We start from the raw sequence: 18134 nt of genomic DNA on the forward strand, positions 1-18134 counted from the left end.
GGGGAAATTTTAATGTTTGCTGGTGTCCATAACTCATAAATTGGATATGGTCAGTTGATTAACTGGTCTTGCTAATGAGCAGTCGCGCAAAAAAAACACGCTGCAGCAGGGCTTATTTTGTCATCTGACGCCAAGAGTTCTGGACATGAGGATTTCCGCCTGAATGCTATTCGACACAGGCCTAATCACCGTGCTCATAAGCACGGTTTTTTTGTACCCTTTTTCTTGTATGCGCCTATGCGCGTATTCAATGAGAGCAGGTACGGATAGGGGCATATACGTCGATCAAGACAGGAATGGAGCGCACTCGCGTTCTGTTCCTGTCTTTTTTATTTATTTTCCGCATAACAAAGGAGGATTTAACAAGTGATGAATGAAGCGTCGTGGAGAAGATTGGAATTCGATAAGGTGAAGGAAAACGTCATTCGGCATACGGTCTCGCCTGCAGGGAAGGCGCTGGCAGAGCGTCTCGAACCTAGCACGAAACAACGGCAAATTGAATCGTGGCTGCAGGAGACAGAGGAAGCGTCCGAATTGCTGGCGAGCGGGGCGAGTATTCCGCTGTCCGCAATGGACGGGATTGATCCCTTTATGGCGTTGCTAGGCAAAGGACGCATATACAACGAGACGGAGCTGGATCAGCTGTCGGTATGGCTGACGTCGGTGGTGCAAATGAAGAAATATATGAACAGCAAACGCCATATTGCGCCGACGATTGCCGGTTATGCGGAATCGATGTACGATTGTCCGGCATTGCGCGAGGAGCTGAACCGATCCATCCGGTACGGCCAGCTAACCGACCAGGCGAGCGCCGATCTCTCTTATATCCGCAGGCATATCTACGCTTCCGAAGATAAAATTCAGAAAAAAATGGAGCATGCGCTGCATAAGTATCGAACAGCGCTGCAGGAGCCCGTTATCAGCAAACGTCGCGACCGGTTCGTCATCGCCGTGAAGCGGGAGCTGAGAAAGCAGGTTCCCGGCACGGTGTGGGATGAATCATCAAGCGGACAGACATTATTCGTAGAACCGCTTGACGCAGCGGAGCTTCAGGTGGAGCTGCAGCAATGGAAGGCGGAAGAGGAACGGGAGCGTACGATTATTTTGGCAAAGCTGTCCGAGCTGGCGGAGTCCTTCTCGTTCGAGCTGCACCGAAACGTGGAAGCGATGGCGACGTTTGATTTCATCACTGCCCGAGCGAAGCTGTCGCGTTCTTATGACGGCAAGCGCATTGCGCTCTCGGATCAGCCGGTCATTCGGCTCAGAGGGGCGCGTCACCCATTGCTGGGGAAGGATAGCGTCGCTTTAAACGTAGAGCTTGGGTATGATTGGAAACAGCTGATTATTACAGGCCCCAATACAGGCGGCAAGACCGTTACGCTGAAAACGATCGGGCTGTTTGCGCTGATGGTCCAATCCGGCCTGCTCGTTCCGGCTGAGAGCGGCAGCGTTATCGGCGTATTCCAGCATATCATCGCGGATGTGGGCGATGGTCAAAGTTTGGAACAGTCGTTAAGCACCTTCTCCTCGCACATTACCGTTCTGAAGGAAATGATGAAGTTCGCAGGCCCGAGAGCGCTGCTGCTGCTCGATGAGCTGGCGGCTGGGACGGATCCTTCCGAAGGGATCGCGTTGTCGATCGCCCTGCTTGAACAGCTGCTTGAGCGGGGGGCGCTTGCCGCGGCGACCACGCATTTTAACGAAATAAAATCGTTCGCCGCACGGACGGCCGGTTGCCAGAATGGAAAAATGGCATTCGATCCGGAAACGCTAAAGCCCCTTTACCGTTTGGAGATCGGCGAAGCTGGGGACAGTCATGCTTTTGCTATTGCAAGAAGGTTTGGTCTGTCCGAGGATGTCATGCTGCGTGCCGAACAGCTTCTCGTACGGAAGCAACATCCGGTTGACAGCGGAGCAGGGCAAGCGCTGGAGCATGCTGCGCCCGCCAAGACGGCCATGGCTGCACCTGCGAGGCCGGCGGAGCCCAAGGCTGAGAAGCTTGAAGATGCGGCAAAACCCAAGAAGAAGCCCTTCGAGAAGGGCGACGCCGTATGGATATATCCTTTGAAAAGGGCGGGAGTCGTATTTCGGCCGGCGGATGAACGGGGAAATGTCATCGTTCAAATCCAGGAGCAGAAGCTTACCTTTAACCATAAGCGGCTTAAGCTGTATATCGCAAAAACTGAGCTTTATCCCGGCGAGGAGTACGATCTGGATATCGTATTTGAATCGAAGGAAAACAGGAAGGCGCGCAATCTGATGAACAGGAAGTATGTAGAAGGCCTTACGATCGTTACGCCGGAGGAAGATATGTATTAAAGCAGCGCGAAACAGCCAAGATCCCGAAGATCTTGGCTGTTTGCATGCGGAAGAGCCGTTAATCGCGGCTTTGAATAATTAAGAGCCGGCCTTCGCTGATCCGAATGGTTCCGGAAGAAGTAAGCAGCACGTTGCTGATTCCGAGCGATTGACCGATGGACAGCGTCGCATCTGTGAGCGGATATTGAAAGCCCGTAAGCGTAATTCCTTTCACCCTCATCGACAAGGGCAGCAAGGAGACATTGGGGAAGCCTTGTTTCTGTATCTTCATTTCGTTTTGGGTCAGCATGATTATGTTATGTTCGTCGATAATGGCCGCCCGGACATTTTGCTCGGCTGCAAGCGCAAGCAGATGGACGTTCGCAAGCGAATGGTCGAACCTTGTTCCTAGCGCCCCGAGCAGCACTAGCTCTTGAGGCTTAAGGTCCAAAGCTAACCGGAATGCCATCTCGGTATCGGTATAATCCTTGTCGACCGGATCGCAGGCGATGGTCTGACCGCTGCTGCTCCGGATCGAAGCCAGCTCTTCTTCGGTTACCGAATCGAAATCCCCGATCGATATATCGGGCCGAAGACCTTGCGCAACGAGGAAATGTGCGCCGCTGTCCGCTCCTATCAGCATATCGCCCGATTGTATATATTCCAGGGCCCAGGGCCCTAATTGACCGCCTGTACAGATGACGATGCGCTGCTGCATGAATAAGTCCTCTCTTCTTGTAGGGGGAATGTACCGCATTCTAAGTATAAATCCTTTTGATCCATAATAACTAGAGTTTGATTTACGGTAAGCCGAACCGATTAAGGATATGGCGAAATTTGTCGTTGCGGAACCCGGTTCTCCCAGCTAAAATGGGGAAGGAAGTGCCGATGACAATTGTCGGCGAAACGGACGGAAAGCGGGGGAGTTTGGCGGTGGATATGGATATTTTCGGCATATTCAGCATTATCGGCACGATTGCCTTCGCAGTCAGCGGAGCGATCGTGGCGATGGAGGAGGAATACGATATTTTGGGCGTGTTCGTACTCGGGCTGGTAACGGCATTCGGCGGTGGGGTCGTTCGTAATTTGTTAATCGGCATGCCGGTAACGTCGCTTTGGAGCCAGGGCTATTTGCTTAAAATTGCGATTATCGCAATGACGGTTGCCTTCTTGCTGCCTGTCGCATGGATTCAGCGTTGGCGGCGGAGCGAAGCCTTTTTCGATGCAATCGGCTTATCTGCCTTTGCGATCCAGGGGGCGCTGTACGCGACTCAAATGAAGCATCCGCTCAGTGCGGTCCTGGTTGCCGCTATGTTGACCGGTATAGGCGGCGGCATTATCCGCGACGTGCTCGCCGGACGGAAACCGCTTGTTTTGAAAGATGAAATATACGCGGTATGGGCGATGCTGGCGGGACTTGCGATCGGAATCGGATGGTTTCAGACGACGTTTGAGTTATTATTTCTATTTGTCGTCATTATTACATTTCGGATGCTGTCGGTCTATTTCAAATGGAAGCTGCCGAGACGATCGCTTCGAACGGCTATTATTGAAACGGAGAGGAAGGGAGAAGTGCAGTGAAAACACGCATACTTTTTGTTTGTCTGGGCAATATATGCCGTTCGCCGATGGCGGAAGCGGTTATGCGACATCAGATTGAGAAAGCGGGATTATCCGGCACGATTGAAGTGGATTCCGCCGGTACGGGCGACTGGCATATCGGTCATCCTCCTCATGAGGGAACGCGCAAGCTGCTGGACGACCAGAATATATCCTATCAAGGGATGAAAGCCAGACAGGTGAGCGATCGTGATTTCAGCGAATTCGAATATATCATTTGCATGGACACGAATAATCTGCGCGACGTTCGCAAGCTGCTGCAGCACGCGGCCGGCAATTCCGACGAAGCGCAAGCGCCGGAGAGGAAGCTGTTCACCTTCATGGAGCTTCTCCCTGACAAGGGGATTAAGGATGTGCCCGATCCTTATTATGACGGAAACTTCCCGTACGTATACGAACTGGTGGAAGGCGGCTGCAAGGAGCTGCTGAAGCGCGTTCAAGCGGATTTGAAACGATAACGGCCATGAAAGAAGCTGTCCCGCGGTTCACCTTGAGCCGAACGGACAGCTTCTTTGCCATTTATTATTCTACATCGATAAAATAGGAAAGCGCCTGGTCAAGCTCCTTCTGCCAGAAGCCCCACTGATGCTTGCCGTCTTTCTCCTGATAAGCGACGGTCGCCTGTTTATGCTCCAGAAGCGCTTTCGCATTGCGGTTCAGGGCTACAAAATCAAACATGCCCCGATCGGTTTCATAAGCGTCCTCCTGAAGCCCTACGATCATATAAACATTGAGCCAGCTGAGGTCGCCCTGCGCGGAAATGATATTTTGAGAAACGCCGTAATAGGCGCCGGACAGCGACATGACGCGAGTGAACAAATGAGGATAGGCGAGCGCGAGATGGAGCGATACCGAACCGCCGAGAGAGTCGCCGGCCAGCACCCGATGCTGCGGGTCCTGTCTCGCCGAATACCGTTCCTCAATAAATGGGACAAGCTCTTCCCCGAAAAATCGGATATACCCGTCGTAACGGCTGCCGTCAGGCGTATATTCATCCGTGCGAATCTTCTTGTCGACATCTACTCCCACAATAATAAAAGGCTCCAGCCCTTCATCCAGAATCAATTTGGTAGCCGTTGTCGCGACTCGGCCGAAATTAAAAAAATCCTCGCCGTCCTGGCAATAGACAACCGGGTAACTAAGCAATTCATTGTAGCCCGGAGGCAGGAAAATACGTAAATTTCGGACTTGCTCGGGCAAAAAACGGCTTGGCACCGTTTCTTTCACTATGGTGCGCTTCAAATATCGTTCATCGGTCATTTCTTTATCTCCTTACGTTTTGTAATCTTGAATGGAATGCTGCGGTTGTGGGAAAACAATAGAAAGGTATGAAAAGGAACAATTGAGAAAATCAGCTTAGTTGTATTATGCTGTTACAGTCCAAAAATAAATCTGTAGCATATACAATTTCTTAACAGAAAGATGATTATTAGCGAAAAAACAACGGTTTTTTTGTTTTTTGCTTTGACCATTTTCGTTAAACAGGTTTATAATAATTCTATAACAGAGGTAAACGATTTTCAAATTTTTCGATTGAGGTGAGCGTTCAAAATGAGCAAATTGCCATACGAAGTTCAAACGGAACCGGTAACACCGCTATCCGTCTTGTCGCTTGAGGGCGAGGTCGTTAATCCGGACTTCATGCCGGAACTGACAGACGAACAATTAAAAGAAGTTATGTACCGCATGGTATTTACCCGCACTTGGGATGAGCGTGCCGTTAACCTGGGCCGTCAAGGAAGATTGGGCTTCTATGCGCCCGTATCCGGACAGGAAGCATCGATGGTCGGCAGCGAATATGCACTGAACAAAGACGATTTTATTTGCCCGGGCTATCGCGATATGCCGCAGCTGGTATGGCACGGACTGCCGCTTTACCAAGCATTCTTATATTCCCGCGGTCACCAGCACGGCGGACAAATTCCGCAGGACGTACATGTGCTAATGCCGCAAATTATCATCGGCGCTCAAATTTTGCACGCAACCGGCGTTGCAATGGCATTCAAGAAGAAGAACGAGAAACGCGTTGCCATCACGTACACGGGCGACGGCGGATCTTCGGAAGGCGATTTCTACGAAGGCTTGAACTTTGCCGGAGTTTATAAACTGCCGGTTATTTATGCCGTGCAGAACAACGGCTATGCGATTACGACTCCATTCGCGAAACAAACGGCTGCGCTGTCGATCGCTCATAAAGCGGTTGCCGCCGGCGTTCACGGCGTTCAGGTTGATGGCATGGACGTGCTGGCCGTTATCAAAGCGGTACGGGAAGCTGCAGAACGCGGCCGCAACGGGGAAGGCGCAACGCTGATCGAAATTCTAACCTACCGTTTCCGTCCGCACTCTATGGCAGACGATACGACAAAATACCGCACGAAGGAAGAGGAAGCGGAGTGGGCGCTTAAAGATCCTCTTGTCCGTTTCGGCAAATTTTTGGAGAAAAAAGGTCTTTGGACCGAAGAAGATACAAACCGCGTGAAAGAAGAAGCGAAAGCGACGGTTAACGAGCATATCAAGAAAGCGGAAGCGGCTGAGAAAATGACGGTTGTCGGCTTGATCGATTCGATGTTCGAGACGACGCCGCAGCATCTGGAAGAGCAGAAGGCCGATTTTCAATAGTAGAGGAGGAATAGACGATCATGGCTCAAATGAATATGTTGGAAGCGATTCGCGACGCGATGCGCATAGAATTGAAGCGTGATTCAAACGTGCTTATCTTCGGTGAGGACGTTGGCAAGGTTGGCGGTGTATTCCGCGTAACGGAAGGTTTGCAAGAGGAATTCGGCGAGGACCGCGTATTCGATACACCGCTTGCCGAATCGGCTATCGCAGGTATGGCGGTTGGCATGGGAACGCAAGGCTTCCGCCCGATCGCAGAAATTCAATTCGTCGGCTTCATCTATGAAGCGCTGGATCAAATGTTCGTTCAAGCGGCCCGAATGCGCTACCGTTCCGGCGGACGTTACAACGCGCCAATCGTATTCCGCACGCCGTTCGGCGGCGGCGTTAAGGCGGCGGAACTTCATACGGACTCGCTTGAAGGGCTTGCCGTTCAAACACCAGGTATTAAAGTCATCATCCCATCGAATCCTTATGATGCAAAAGGCTTGATGATTTCCGCGATCCGCGACAACGACCCCGTATTTTTCATGGAGCATTTGAACCTCTACCGCGCGTTCAAGGCTGATGTGCCTGAAGGCGAATATACGGTTGAAATCGGTAAAGCAAATGTCGTCCGCGAAGGCAGCGACGTAACGATCATCTCTTACGGCATGATGGTTCACACCGCAGTCAAAGCGGCGGAAGAGCTGGAGAAAACAGGCGTGAAAGCGGAGGTTATCGATCTGCGCACCCTGCTGCCGCTCGATATCGACACGATTGTCGCTTCGATTCAAAAAACAAACCGGGCGATCGTCGTCCAGGAAGCGCAAAAAACATCCGGTGTAGCAGCTGAGGTTATTGCGCAAATTAATGAAAAAGCAATCCTGCATCTGGAAGCGCCAGTGCTTCGCGTTGCAGGTCCGGATACCGTATATCCATTCGCTCAGATTGAGGATGCGTGGCTTCCATCCGCAGCTCGTATCTCTGCAGCGGTTCAAAAAGTAATGAACTTTTAGAGGAGGTTGCTAGCGGTGGCTAAATTCGAATATCGTTTCCCGGAGCTGGGCGAGGGTTTGCACGAAGGCGAAATCGTCAAAGTGCATATTAAAGTCGGCGATACGGTTACAGATGATGATATTATTATGGAAGTTCAGAACGACAAGGCGATCGTCGAAGTGCCTTGCCCGGTAAACGGCAAAGTGCTTGAGGTGCGTGTGAAGGACGGTCAAGTATGCCATGTTGGCGAAATTGTTGCGTTAATCGAAGCGGAAGGCGAATTGCCGGAGCAGGCAACGCCTGCGGCTGAAGCTCCGAAAGCTGAGGCTCCGGCAGCAACGCCTGCACCAGCGGCTGCTGCTCCTGCTGCAGCGCCAACCGCGGCACCGGCTGCGGCTGAAGCTCCGAAAGCAACCGGCGGCATTGTTCTGGCTACGCCAAGCGTGCGCAAGCTGGCCCGCGAGAAGGGTGTAGACCTGACGCAGGTTGGCGGTACAGGCAAGAACGGCCGTATTACCCGCGACGATGTGAACGACTTTGGGGGCGCGCCGGCAGCTGCGCCGGCAGACGCTGCAGCAGCACCTTCGGCTGAACAACAGGCAACGGCGGATGCTAAACCGGCTGCACCGGCAGTTTCGGGCACGGCGTACCGTCCGGAAGAACGCGTGCCGTTCAAGGGGATCCGCAAAATCATCGCGAATGCGATGTCGAAATCGGTATACACCGCTCCGCATGTGACGATTATGGACGAAGTCGACGTCACCGAGCTCGTAGCGCTTCGCGCAAAATACAAGCCGTATGCTGAGAAAAAAGGCTCCAAGCTTACCTATCTGCCGTTCATCGTGAAGGCTCTTGTGGCAGCTTGCCGCGAGTTCCCGATCTTGAACTCTACGCTTGACGAGGCAAACCAGGAAATCGTTTTGCGCAAATACTACAATATCGGTATTGCAACAGATACGGATAACGGTCTAATCGTTCCGGTTATCGAGGACGCTGACCGTAAAAACCTATTCAAAATTGCGGATTCTATCCGCGACCTGGCCGCTCGCGGACGCGACGGCAAGCTTGCTGCAAACGAATTGAAAGGCAGCACGATCTCGATCTCCAATATCGGTTCCGCCGGCGGCATGTTCTTCACTCCGGTTATCAATTTCCCTGAAGTTGCGATTCTTGGTACAGGCAGAATTACGGAGAAAGCAATCGTACGCGATGGCGAGATCGTTGCAGCTCCCGTAATGGCACTATCACTCAGCTTTGACCACCGCCTCATTGACGGTGCGACGGCACAAAACTTTATGAATTACATCAAAACTCTTCTGGGCCAACCGGAACTGTTCATAATGGAGGTATAAGACATGGTCGTAGGTGATGCTTCCCTAGATATCGATACTCTAGTCATTGGTGCGGGTCCAGGCGGTTATGTGGCGGCGATTCGCGCTGCTCAGCTTGGTCAAAATGTTCTCATCGTAGATAAGGAATACGTAGGCGGCGTTTGCTTGAACGTTGGCTGTATTCCGTCGAAGGCGCTTATCTCCGCGTCGCATCAATATGAATCGATCAGCCACGCTTCCGCTTTCGGTATCGAAGTCGGTGAAGCGAAGGTTGATTTCAGCAAGGTGCAGGAGTTTAAGAACGGCATCGTCAAGAAACTAACAGGCGGCGTCGCTTCCTTGTTGAAAGCAAACAAAGTCCAATATTTCCAAGGCGAAGTGATGTTTATTAACGAAAACGAAGCGCGCGTCTTCAACGATCAAGAAGCGCCGCGCTACCGTTTCAAGAACTGCATCATCGCAACAGGCTCCCGTCCGATTGAGCTAAAGGCATTCCCTTACGGCGGACGTATCGTATCCTCGACAGGCGCTTTGTCCTTGCCGGAAATTCCGAAGAGCCTCGTTGTTATCGGCGGCGGTTATATCGGTATCGAGCTTGGTCAAATGTATTCGAAATTCGGTACGAAAGTAACGGTGATTGAAGGCTCCGATACGATTCTGCCGGGCTTTGACAAAGACATGTCCTCGATCGTAGCGAAGAAGCTGAAAAGCACGAACGTGGACATCGTAACCGGCGCCCAAGCGAAGAGCGCTGAGCAAACGGATAAAGACGTAACCGTCACTTACGCCGTAGGCGACAAAGAAGAAAAGGTTACGGCCGATTACCTGCTCGTAACGGTTGGACGCCGTCCGAACACGGATGGCGAGCTCGGCCTCGATCTGATCAACGTAAAAATGTCTGATCGCGGACTGGTTGAAGTTGACGAGCAATGCCGTACTAACCTTCCGCATATTTATGCGATTGGCGATATTATTGCCGGTCCTGCGCTTGCTCACAAAGCGATGTACGAAGGTCGTATCGCTGCCGAAGCGATTTCCGGCTTAACCAGCGTCATCGATTATAAATGCGTACCTGCCGTTTGCTTCTCAGATCCGGAATGCGCAAGCGTCGGGCTTAGCGAGAAGGAAGCGAAGGACAATGGCCATCAAGTGAAGGTTGGCAAATTCCCGTTTGCAATCAACGGACGCGCGATGTCTCTGAACGCAAACGAAGGCTTCGTCAAGCTTGTATCCGATGCAGACTCCGGTCTGGTATTGGGTGCGCAAATTATCGGTCTTGAAGCTTCCAATATGATTGCCGAGCTTGCTCTAGCGATCGAAATGGGCGCAACGCTCGAGGATATCGCGCTTACGATCCATGCGCATCCGACGCTTGGCGAGATCGTGCTTGATGCTGCAGAGGTTGCTCTGGGCCACCCGATCCACACGTTTATTAAATAAACGGCTCTTATAGATGAGGTTCTGCGAATACAGAGGTCACGCGGCTTTTTCGGCCGCGGGGCCTCTTTGCGCATACAGATAGCTGATTAGCAAGAAGGAGCGTGTATGATAATGAGTCCATTATCTTTACCGGCAAGCGCGTCCCGCACGTTAATGACGCAGCTCATTTTCCCGCTGGATACGAACCCGCACGATACGATGTTCGGCGGCAAGCTGATGGAATATATGGATAAAGTGGCAGCGATCGCGGCCATGAGGCATGCCCGGGGACAGGTCGTAACGGCGTCGACCGACAGTCTGGATTTTCTGGCGCCCATCCGGGTAGGCGAAGTAATCGAGGTTGAAGCATTTGTCACCTGGACCAACCGCAGCTCCATGGAAATCTACGTATCGGTAGAATCGGAAAACTTGTTTACAGGCGATCGCAAGAAGACGGTGACGGCGTTCTTCACTTTCGTTGCGCTTGACGGGGATGGCAAGCCCGTACAGGTTCCAGCCGTCCGGCCTGAATCGGAAGAGGAGATCAAACTGCACGCTTCCGCACCGGAGCGCCATCAGTTAAGAATGAAACGAAAGCAGGACAGAAGAAACGATTGATGGTATAATTAATGTTATTTTGTCGAAATTCTGTATGCTTGGATGTGGGGGAATTATTCATATGAGCAAGAGCGAGCAATCCTATCTGCAGCTGCTGAAATATGTTTTAGAGAATGGAACGAAGAAGGAGGATCGTACCGGAACGGGAACGATTTCGACCTTCGGTTATCAAATGCGCTTTGATCTGAGCGAAGGCTTTCCGCTGCTTACGACAAAACGGGTGCCTTTCCGCCTGATTGCGAGCGAGCTCATCTGGTTTATCCAGGGGGATACGAACATTCGTTATCTTCTGCAGCATAATAATAATATTTGGAACGAATGGGCGTTCAAGAAATGGGTGGAGAGCGACGTATATTCAGGACCGGATATGACCAATTTTGGACTTCGTGCGGCTGCGGACGCTGATTTTGCCGCTCTGTATGAGGAGCAGATGGACATTTTTAAACAGAAGGTGCTGACGGATGACCAATTCGCGGCTGCCTACGGCGAGCTTGGGAACGTCTATGGCAAGCAGTGGCGCGAGTGGAAGACGTCGCAAGGCGAAACGATCGATCAATTAAAGGATGTTATCGAGACGATCAAGCGGAACCCGGACTCGCGAAGACTGATCGTATCCGCATGGAATCCGGAGGACGTGCCGACGAATATGGCTTTGCCTCCATGCCATACGATGTTCCAATTTTATGTGTCGGAAGGCAAGCTTTCGTGCCAGCTGTATCAGCGCAGCGCCGATATTTTTCTCGGCATTCCGTTCAATATCGCAAGCTATGCCCTGCTGACCCATTTGATCGCGCATGAGTGCGGGCTGGCGGTTGGCGACTTCGTTCATACGCTCGGCGACGCTCATATTTATGCAAATCACTTGAATCAGATACACATTCAGCTGCAGCGGGAGCCGAAGCCGCTTCCGCGATTGAAGCTGAATGCCGATAAACAATCGATATTCGATTTCGAGGTTGCCGATGTGGCGATCGAGAGCTACGAACCGCATCCGTCAATCAAAGCTCCTGTTGCTGTATAGAGTTTATTCATAGAGAGGTGCGAGAGTAGATGTCTATCACATTAATAGCCGCGATGGACCATAATCGGACGATCGGCGTCGGCAACAAGATGCCGTGGCGTTTGCCTGCGGAAATGGCTTATTTTACGAAAATGACGACGGGAAAGACGGTCATCATGGGACGCAAGACGTTCGAATCGCTGCGTAAGCCTTTAAAGGACAGGAGAAATGTAGTTCTGACCAGACAGCAGCAGTTTCATCCTGAGGGCTGCGAGGTCGTTCATTCCTTGGAAGACGCTCTTGCGCTCAGCGCAGTGGACGAGCTTATGGTGATGGGCGGCGCAGAAATCTATGCACAATTTCTTCCTTATGCGGATACGATACGATTGACGGAGGTTGAAGCCGAAATCGCCGGCGGCGATGCTTTTTTTCCTCCATTCTCACCGGATGAGTGGGAACTAACGGAAAGCGTAAGAAGGGAAAGCGACGAGAATAATGCTTTCTCTTTTACCTTTCAAACGTATAAACGGCGCTCTGCCGGATCTGAGTCGCAATAACCGATAATATGCGAACGATATGTCATAAAGTGCAAATGATTGTGCGGATAATCCATTAACGGTTTCGAGACAGGAATGCTAGGATGTTATGAGAAAACTTCTATCGAAGTAAGTCGTGGAAGCATGACCGCGTTGCTATTATATGTGGTAAAATAGATAAGAGTAATCCGAACATTTTGGGCGTTTCGCATAAAGTTTGATATTGAATAATTAATGGATTCCCGATATAGTTTGATAATAGAATCGTTACGACGGTAAACGGGAAATATGGATGGAGGAATTGCGATCATGTCTACACCTACAGGTTTTATGGAATATCAACGCGAGCTGCCGGCCGATCGCGACCCGCTGGAGCGCATTAAGGATTGGAATGAGTTTCATAAGCATTTTTCGGAAGAGCAGCTTCGGACGCAAGGCGCTCGCTGCATGGACTGCGGCACGCCTTACTGCCATACGGGCATAGAGCTCGCAGGTTCTGTTTCGGGCTGTCCGGTAAACAACCTGATTCCGGAATGGAATAATCTCATTTATCGCGGGCTGTGGCGTGAAGCGCTCGACCGTCTGCATAAAACGAATAACTTCCCTGAATTTACGGGCCGCGTCTGTCCTGCTCCTTGCGAGGGGTCTTGTACGGTTGGATTGATCGGGGATGCCGTAACCATTAAGACGATTGAACAAGCTATTATTGACAAAGGTTTCGAAGAAGGTTGGGTTGTTCCTCAGCCGCCTAAGATGCGTACGGGCAAACGGGTTGCTGTCGTAGGGTCGGGTCCTGCCGGAATGGCGGCGGCTGCGCAATTGAACAAAGCGGGCCATACGGTAACGGTATACGAGCGCGCAGACCGCATTGGCGGCTTGCTCACTTACGGCATTCCGACGATGAAGCTTGAGAAGCATGTCGTTCAGCGCCGCGTTGATTTACTGGCTGCCGAAGGCGTCGAGTTTGTTACAAACACGGAAATCGGTAAAGATATTACGGCTAACGAGCTGGTTGAAAACTTCGATGCCGTCGTGCTATGCGGCGGAGCGACCCGAGCGCGGGACGTTGAAATCGAAGGCCGCGATTTGGAAGGCGTTCATATGGCAATGGATTATTTGAACGGTACGATCAAGAGCTACCTGGATTCCAATCTGGAAGACGGCAATTACATCTCTGCCAAGGATAAAGACGTTATCGTCATCGGCGGCGGCGATACCGGAACGGACTGCGTAGCAACGGCGCTGCGCCACGGCTGCAAATCGGTTACCCAATTCGGCACCCATGCGAAGGCTCCGCTGGAGCGCGATCAAGTTAATAATCCTTGGCCGCAATTCCCGAATGTATATACGCTCGACTATGCGCAAGAGGAAGCAAAAGCATTGTATGGCGAAGATCCGCGGGCGTTCTCCGTTCTGACGAGAAAATTCGTGGGCGATGAGAACGGCAAGCTGAAAGAGCTTCATACCGTACAAATTAAACGTACCGTCGACGAGACCGGCCGTAAAATTTACAGCGAAATTCCAGGAACGGAAAAAGTATGGCCTGCTGATCTCGTGTTTATCGCGGTTGGTTTCGAAGGACCCGAGAAAACGGTGATCGAGCAGCTTGGACTGGAGCAGGATCGCCGCACGAACGTCAAAGCGGCATACGGCAAATATGCGACAAGCGTAGACAAAGTATTCGCTGCAGGCGATATGCGCCGCGGTCAGAGCTTGGTTGTATGGGCGATTAACGAGGGCCGAGAGGCTGCCCGTGAAGTCGATAAATACTTGATGGGTTCGTCGATGCTTCCTTAATAAGATGAATAATGAACCTGATTGGATAAAGAGAAGCGCCTCCGGGCGCTTTTCTTGCTGAGATAATAGTCGAAACGATAGGAGGCTGCCGCTGCAATGATCAAATACGGACTTGACCGCGTAACGGAATTGAGATTTCAAGCTTTTCAGCCCGTCATTGAACGAAGGGACGAGCAGTGGATCGATATTATGCTTCGTTTTGAGCTCGCGCCCGGAGCTGAAGTACCGGAGGATTTAATTGATTTCACGGCTCTTGTCATTTGTGCGACGGATGGAACGATCGTACAAATGGTTCCTCAGGATGAGGGCTGCGATTGCGAATACCAATTTACGGTAGGCGAGAAGGAACAGATCGCTTCCTATATCAATCAACCTGCGATTCAAACGGAGATTCGGAAACTAAGCTCACCGCAATAAGGAAAGTTGTGGTAAAATCGGGTTGAGATGACGTGAAGGGGCGATTCGTCATGCCAGCCGAGGAAGCATATGTTCTGTCTCCGACAGATGTTCGGAAAATTCGCAGCTACGTTCATCATAAATATGCCGCGATGCCTCAGGAAGCAAGAGCGGAGATCGTAGCCGATGCGGTTAGCCGAATCATACACAAGCAATTACCCGATTTTGAGGACAAGATGAAACGCGCGGTAACAGCGGAGCTGATCCGCATGTCCGTGGTTGAACAGCAAAGGCCGGTCAAAGCCGATGATATTTTTCAAATATGCTTAGGGATGAGCCTGAATGAATCGTCAAACTATGAACCGCTGCATAAATGGGTAGAGGAACAGCTGAAGATTAGCTGCGAGAAGCCCGTTCTGAGGCGTCTGCTGGACGAGTTGACAAAGGAAGACAACTTGCAAAGCGAGAGGCGGAACGGATCTTGGCTGCAGCTTAAAGGCCTGCTAACGGCGGACGGACTGATGGAGCAGCCGGCAGCCGCTGTGTTACAGGCAGCAGATATTTTTGAACTGCCTTACGCTCAAACAGCCGCCTTGAAGAAGAAGCATCGGGCAAAAGCATTTATATACGGTTTATTAAGTCTATTGCTGCTAGCTTCTTCTCTATTATATGGATGGTCATTAAGTAAACCTTCGGTTAATAGGCTTCAGCCGCCGGTCATGACCAAGCCGGTTACACCGGCAGCCTTGCCTGTTAACGAAATGCCTGGCGAGCTGCAATATCATGAGATTAATCGGGACAGGCTGAAGGATTATTTGAAGAATAAATCGTCCGCGCTTGCAGAGCAGCCTTATTTTGACGCGATTATATCGGCAGCGGAATCATTTGATCTCCATCCCGTTCTTTTATTTGCCATAACCGGTCAGGAGCAGGGCTTCGTACCGGTAACCGATAAGCAGCATAAGAAGATTGCCAATAATCCGTTTAACGTCTTCCACAGCTGGCAGGAATTCAATACGAACATTCAACAATCCGCCGAAATCGCAGCAAGGACCGTCTCGAACTTGAGTAAAAACAGACCCTCAGACGTTGACCCGTTCACATGGATTAACCGCAAATATGCTGAGGATCCGAATTGGGCGGACGGCGTGCGTTCTATTTTCACTGCCATTACGGCCTATATCGAAACGGAAACGATAGAATGAATAGATGTTACTTGCATTGAAGGGGCGATAATCTTTTGAAGACATTAGTCATTGCGGAAAAACCAGACATGGGACGAAATATAGCCGCCGCAATCGATCCGAAAGCAAAAAATCACCGTTCCTACATAGAAGGCGAGCACTACATTATTACATGGGCGATCGGCCACTTGATCGGGCTTGCCGAGCCTGATGCCTATGATGACCGTTATAAGAAGTGGAATATCAATGATCTTCCGATCATTCCGGACCAATTCAAGCTTGTGCCGAACAAAAAAACGATCGATCAGCTTAAGGTGATCGGCGACTTGGCCAAACGCAGCAATATGCTGGTGAATTCTTGCGATGCGGGGCGGGAGGGACAGTATATTTTCTCGCTGATCCAGCGGCATTTGAAACTCAACCAGCCGGTTAAGCGCCTGTGGATATCCGACCTTACGCCGGAGACGATTCGCAAAGGCTTTGCGGAGCTGCGGGAGGGCTCGGAGTACGATAATCTCACCCGGGCGGCGACCGCGCGAAGCGAAGCGGATTGGCTGATCGGCATGAACGGATCTCGCGCCTTTACGACCAAGCATAACGTGCTGCTCTCGGTCGGGAGAGTACAGACGCCCGTTCTCGCTCTCATCTATGACCGCCAGAAGCAAATTGAGGCTTTCTCTTCCTTGAAGTTTTTTGAGCTGGAGGGACATTTCTCGCAAAATGAGATGAACTACCGGGGCATGTGGCAGGGGGAACGGATGACGGATCAGTCCAAAGCCGATGAGCTCGCAGCCAAAGTAAAAGGCAAGACAGGGCGGATCGCTTCCTATGAAGTGAAAGAGACAAAGGAATATCCGTTTAAACTGTACGATCTAACCTTGCTGCAGCGTGAAGCGAACGGCAAATTCGGCTTTTCCGCGAAGAAAACGTTGGATACCGCTCAAGCGTTATATGAGAAGCATAAGGTGATTTCGTATCCGAGGACGAATTCCAATTACGTGACGGAGCAGAATATCTCCGAGATGCATAAGACGTTAAACGCGCTGCAGGGTACCGTATATGACGATTTGGTTAGAGAGGCGAACCGCGGGCTTGTTCATAAGGGGAATAAGTTTATTTGCAACCCGGCTAAGGTTGAGGATCATCATGCCATTCTGCCGACTAATCGCAAAGCAAACGGACTTAACGCCGATGAACAGAAGCTGTACGACCTGATCGTCAGACGGTTTCTGTCGCAGTTCTATCCCGCTGCCGAATACAAGGTGCATACCGTCATGACGGAAGTGGAGAATGAGCTGTTCAAAACGACGGTAAAAGAACTGCTAAGCTTAGGCTGGAAGGCGATCTATGCCGACCAGAAGAAAGAAAAAACAAAAGCGAAGAGCAAGGATAAAGAAGAGGCTGAAGAGGAAGAGATCGAAGTAAATGAGCCGTTCACCATTCAAGCAAATGAAGGCATTTTATGCTCGGATGCGATCGTGAAGGAGAAGGACACGCAGCCGCCAAAGCATTATACGGAAGGCACGCTTCTGAAGGCGATGGAGAGCGCCGGCAAGCAGATCGAGGACGAGGATCTTAGGGATGCGATGAAGGATTCCGGACTGGGAACGCCGGCGACGCGCGCTGCTACGATCGAAAGGCTGAAGAATGTCGGTTACGTGGAAATGCAAGGGAAGAGGATTCTGGTGACCCAGAAGGGCAGGACGGCAATTGAACTGATTCGCGGCGCGGGAATCGACCTGCTTACCTCTCCGGAAATGACAGGACTGTGGGAGAGGCGCTTGAACGAAATTTCCAGAGGATCCGCGTCGGACGGGCAGTTTATGGAGAATGTCAAAAAGTTCGCGACCATGATTGTCGATAAAGTCCGCGTCCAATCGCGGGCGGCAAAGACATCGTTTGAAAGCGAGCCGGCTGTACAAGGGAAAGGAGCAGCCAAGAAATCCGCGGCTGTTCCACGCAGCCGGACGGCAGCTAAGGCGAAGCCGGCTCAGGCAGCAGCTTCTTCCTCGAGCGGTCCAGCGATTATTGCCGCTTGTCCCCGGGCGGGGTGCGGCGGATCGATATTTATGGGCCGCAAAGGGTACGGCTGCTCGCATTATAAAGAAGGCTGCAAATTTGTTATTTGGAAGATGAGCTTTGGCCGAAGCTTAACGGACACTCAAATCAAAGCGCTTATTGAGAAGGGCAAGACAACAAAGCTCAAGCTTCAGCTGGAAGACGGTACGCCGGCGGAAGGCAGGCTGATCCTCAAGGACATCGACAGCGGCGAGCTTGCGATCGAACCATAATTCTTCAATGAAATTAGAATAGGGTTCATAAGAAATAGACCCGATCC

Annotated in this window: 16 protein-coding genes; 14 read left to right on the plus strand and 2 right to left on the minus strand. The window is 51.2% G+C overall.

Annotated features, from left to right (window positions below):
- Nucleotides 1-369 precede the first annotated feature (369 nt).
- Nucleotides 370-2319 (plus strand): endonuclease MutS2, encoded by a 1950-nt coding sequence (locus tag H581_RS0114735; RefSeq protein WP_036718635.1) that lies wholly within the window; start codon nt 370-372, stop codon nt 2317-2319.
- Between the two features lie 58 nt (nt 2320-2377).
- On the opposite strand, the gene H581_RS0114740 is transcribed toward H581_RS0114735, so the two are convergent.
- Entirely contained in the window at nt 2378-3016 is a 639-nt protein-coding gene (locus H581_RS0114740; RefSeq protein WP_028610680.1) for a thiamine diphosphokinase, read from the minus strand.
- Between the two features lie 221 nt (nt 3017-3237).
- On the opposite strand from H581_RS0114740, the gene H581_RS0114745 reads away from it, so the two are divergent.
- Both H581_RS0114745 and H581_RS0114750 read left to right on the plus strand, forming a co-directional pair.
- Nucleotides 3238-3879, plus strand: a complete 642-nt coding sequence (locus tag H581_RS0114745; protein WP_028610681.1) for a trimeric intracellular cation channel family protein — start codon at nt 3238-3240, stop codon at nt 3877-3879.
- Nucleotides 3876-4376 (plus strand): low molecular weight protein-tyrosine-phosphatase, encoded by a 501-nt coding sequence (locus H581_RS0114750; RefSeq protein ID WP_028610682.1) that lies wholly within the window; start codon nt 3876-3878, stop codon nt 4374-4376. The genes H581_RS0114745 and H581_RS0114750 overlap by 4 nt, the downstream gene beginning before the upstream one ends.
- Nucleotides 4377-4440: 64 nt before the next feature.
- Here H581_RS0114750 and H581_RS0114755 read toward each other — a convergent pair whose 3' ends face one another.
- Complete coding sequence (locus H581_RS0114755; protein WP_028610683.1) at nt 4441-5178, minus strand: alpha/beta hydrolase; 738 nt, start codon at nt 5176-5178, stop codon at nt 4441-4443.
- Between the two features lie 291 nt (nt 5179-5469).
- On the opposite strand from H581_RS0114755, the gene pdhA reads away from it, so the two are divergent.
- The 11 genes from pdhA (at nt 5470) to H581_RS0114810 (ending at nt 18087) form a co-directional block, all read left to right on the plus strand.
- Nucleotides 5470-6537 carry a pyruvate dehydrogenase (acetyl-transferring) E1 component subunit alpha gene (gene pdhA / locus H581_RS0114760; RefSeq protein WP_028610684.1) on the plus strand — a complete coding sequence of 356 codons (1068 nt, stop codon included), beginning with the start codon at nt 5470-5472 and terminating at the stop codon, nt 6535-6537.
- Nucleotides 6538-6557: 20 nt separating this feature from the next.
- Nucleotides 6558-7535, plus strand: coding sequence for an alpha-ketoacid dehydrogenase subunit beta (locus tag H581_RS0114765; RefSeq protein ID WP_028610685.1), 978 nt, complete (start codon nt 6558-6560; stop codon nt 7533-7535).
- A gap of 15 nt (nt 7536-7550) precedes the next feature.
- A complete protein-coding gene (locus H581_RS0114770) occupies nt 7551-8867 on the plus strand; it encodes a dihydrolipoamide acetyltransferase family protein (protein WP_028610686.1) in 1317 nt (438 codons plus the stop codon).
- Nucleotides 8868-8870: 3 nt separating this feature from the next.
- Nucleotides 8871-10286 carry a dihydrolipoyl dehydrogenase gene (gene lpdA / locus H581_RS0114775; RefSeq protein WP_028610687.1) on the plus strand — a complete coding sequence of 472 codons (1416 nt, stop codon included), beginning with the start codon at nt 8871-8873 and terminating at the stop codon, nt 10284-10286.
- 111 nt (nt 10287-10397) lie between these two features.
- Nucleotides 10398-10883 carry an acyl-CoA thioesterase gene (locus H581_RS0114780; RefSeq protein WP_028610688.1) on the plus strand — a complete coding sequence of 162 codons (486 nt, stop codon included), beginning with the start codon at nt 10398-10400 and terminating at the stop codon, nt 10881-10883.
- Between the two features lie 61 nt (nt 10884-10944).
- Nucleotides 10945-11904, plus strand: coding sequence for a thymidylate synthase (locus H581_RS0114785; RefSeq protein WP_028610689.1), 960 nt, complete (start codon nt 10945-10947; stop codon nt 11902-11904).
- A gap of 29 nt (nt 11905-11933) precedes the next feature.
- The gene (locus tag H581_RS0114790) at nt 11934-12440 is read left to right on the plus strand and encodes a dihydrofolate reductase (protein ID WP_028610690.1); all 507 of its coding nucleotides are present in this window, start codon (nt 11934-11936) and stop codon (nt 12438-12440) included.
- A gap of 288 nt (nt 12441-12728) precedes the next feature.
- Nucleotides 12729-14216, plus strand: coding sequence for a glutamate synthase subunit beta (locus H581_RS0114795; protein ID WP_028610691.1), 1488 nt, complete (start codon nt 12729-12731; stop codon nt 14214-14216).
- 96 nt (nt 14217-14312) lie between these two features.
- Complete coding sequence (locus H581_RS0114800) at nt 14313-14633, plus strand: hypothetical protein (protein ID WP_028610692.1); 321 nt, start codon at nt 14313-14315, stop codon at nt 14631-14633.
- 50 nt (nt 14634-14683) lie between these two features.
- Nucleotides 14684-15817, plus strand: a complete 1134-nt coding sequence (locus H581_RS36455; RefSeq protein ID WP_051250808.1) for a glucosaminidase domain-containing protein — start codon at nt 14684-14686, stop codon at nt 15815-15817.
- A gap of 35 nt (nt 15818-15852) precedes the next feature.
- Nucleotides 15853-18087: a type IA DNA topoisomerase gene (locus H581_RS0114810; protein WP_028610693.1), complete on the plus strand. Its 2235-nt coding sequence runs from the start codon at nt 15853-15855 to the stop codon at nt 18085-18087.
- Nucleotides 18088-18134 lie beyond the last annotated feature (47 nt).

Origin of the sequence: Paenibacillus harenae DSM 16969 (assembly GCF_000422465.1) — a bacterium.
GTDB classification, from domain to species: domain Bacteria; phylum Bacillota; class Bacilli; order Paenibacillales; family Paenibacillaceae; genus Pristimantibacillus; species Pristimantibacillus harenae.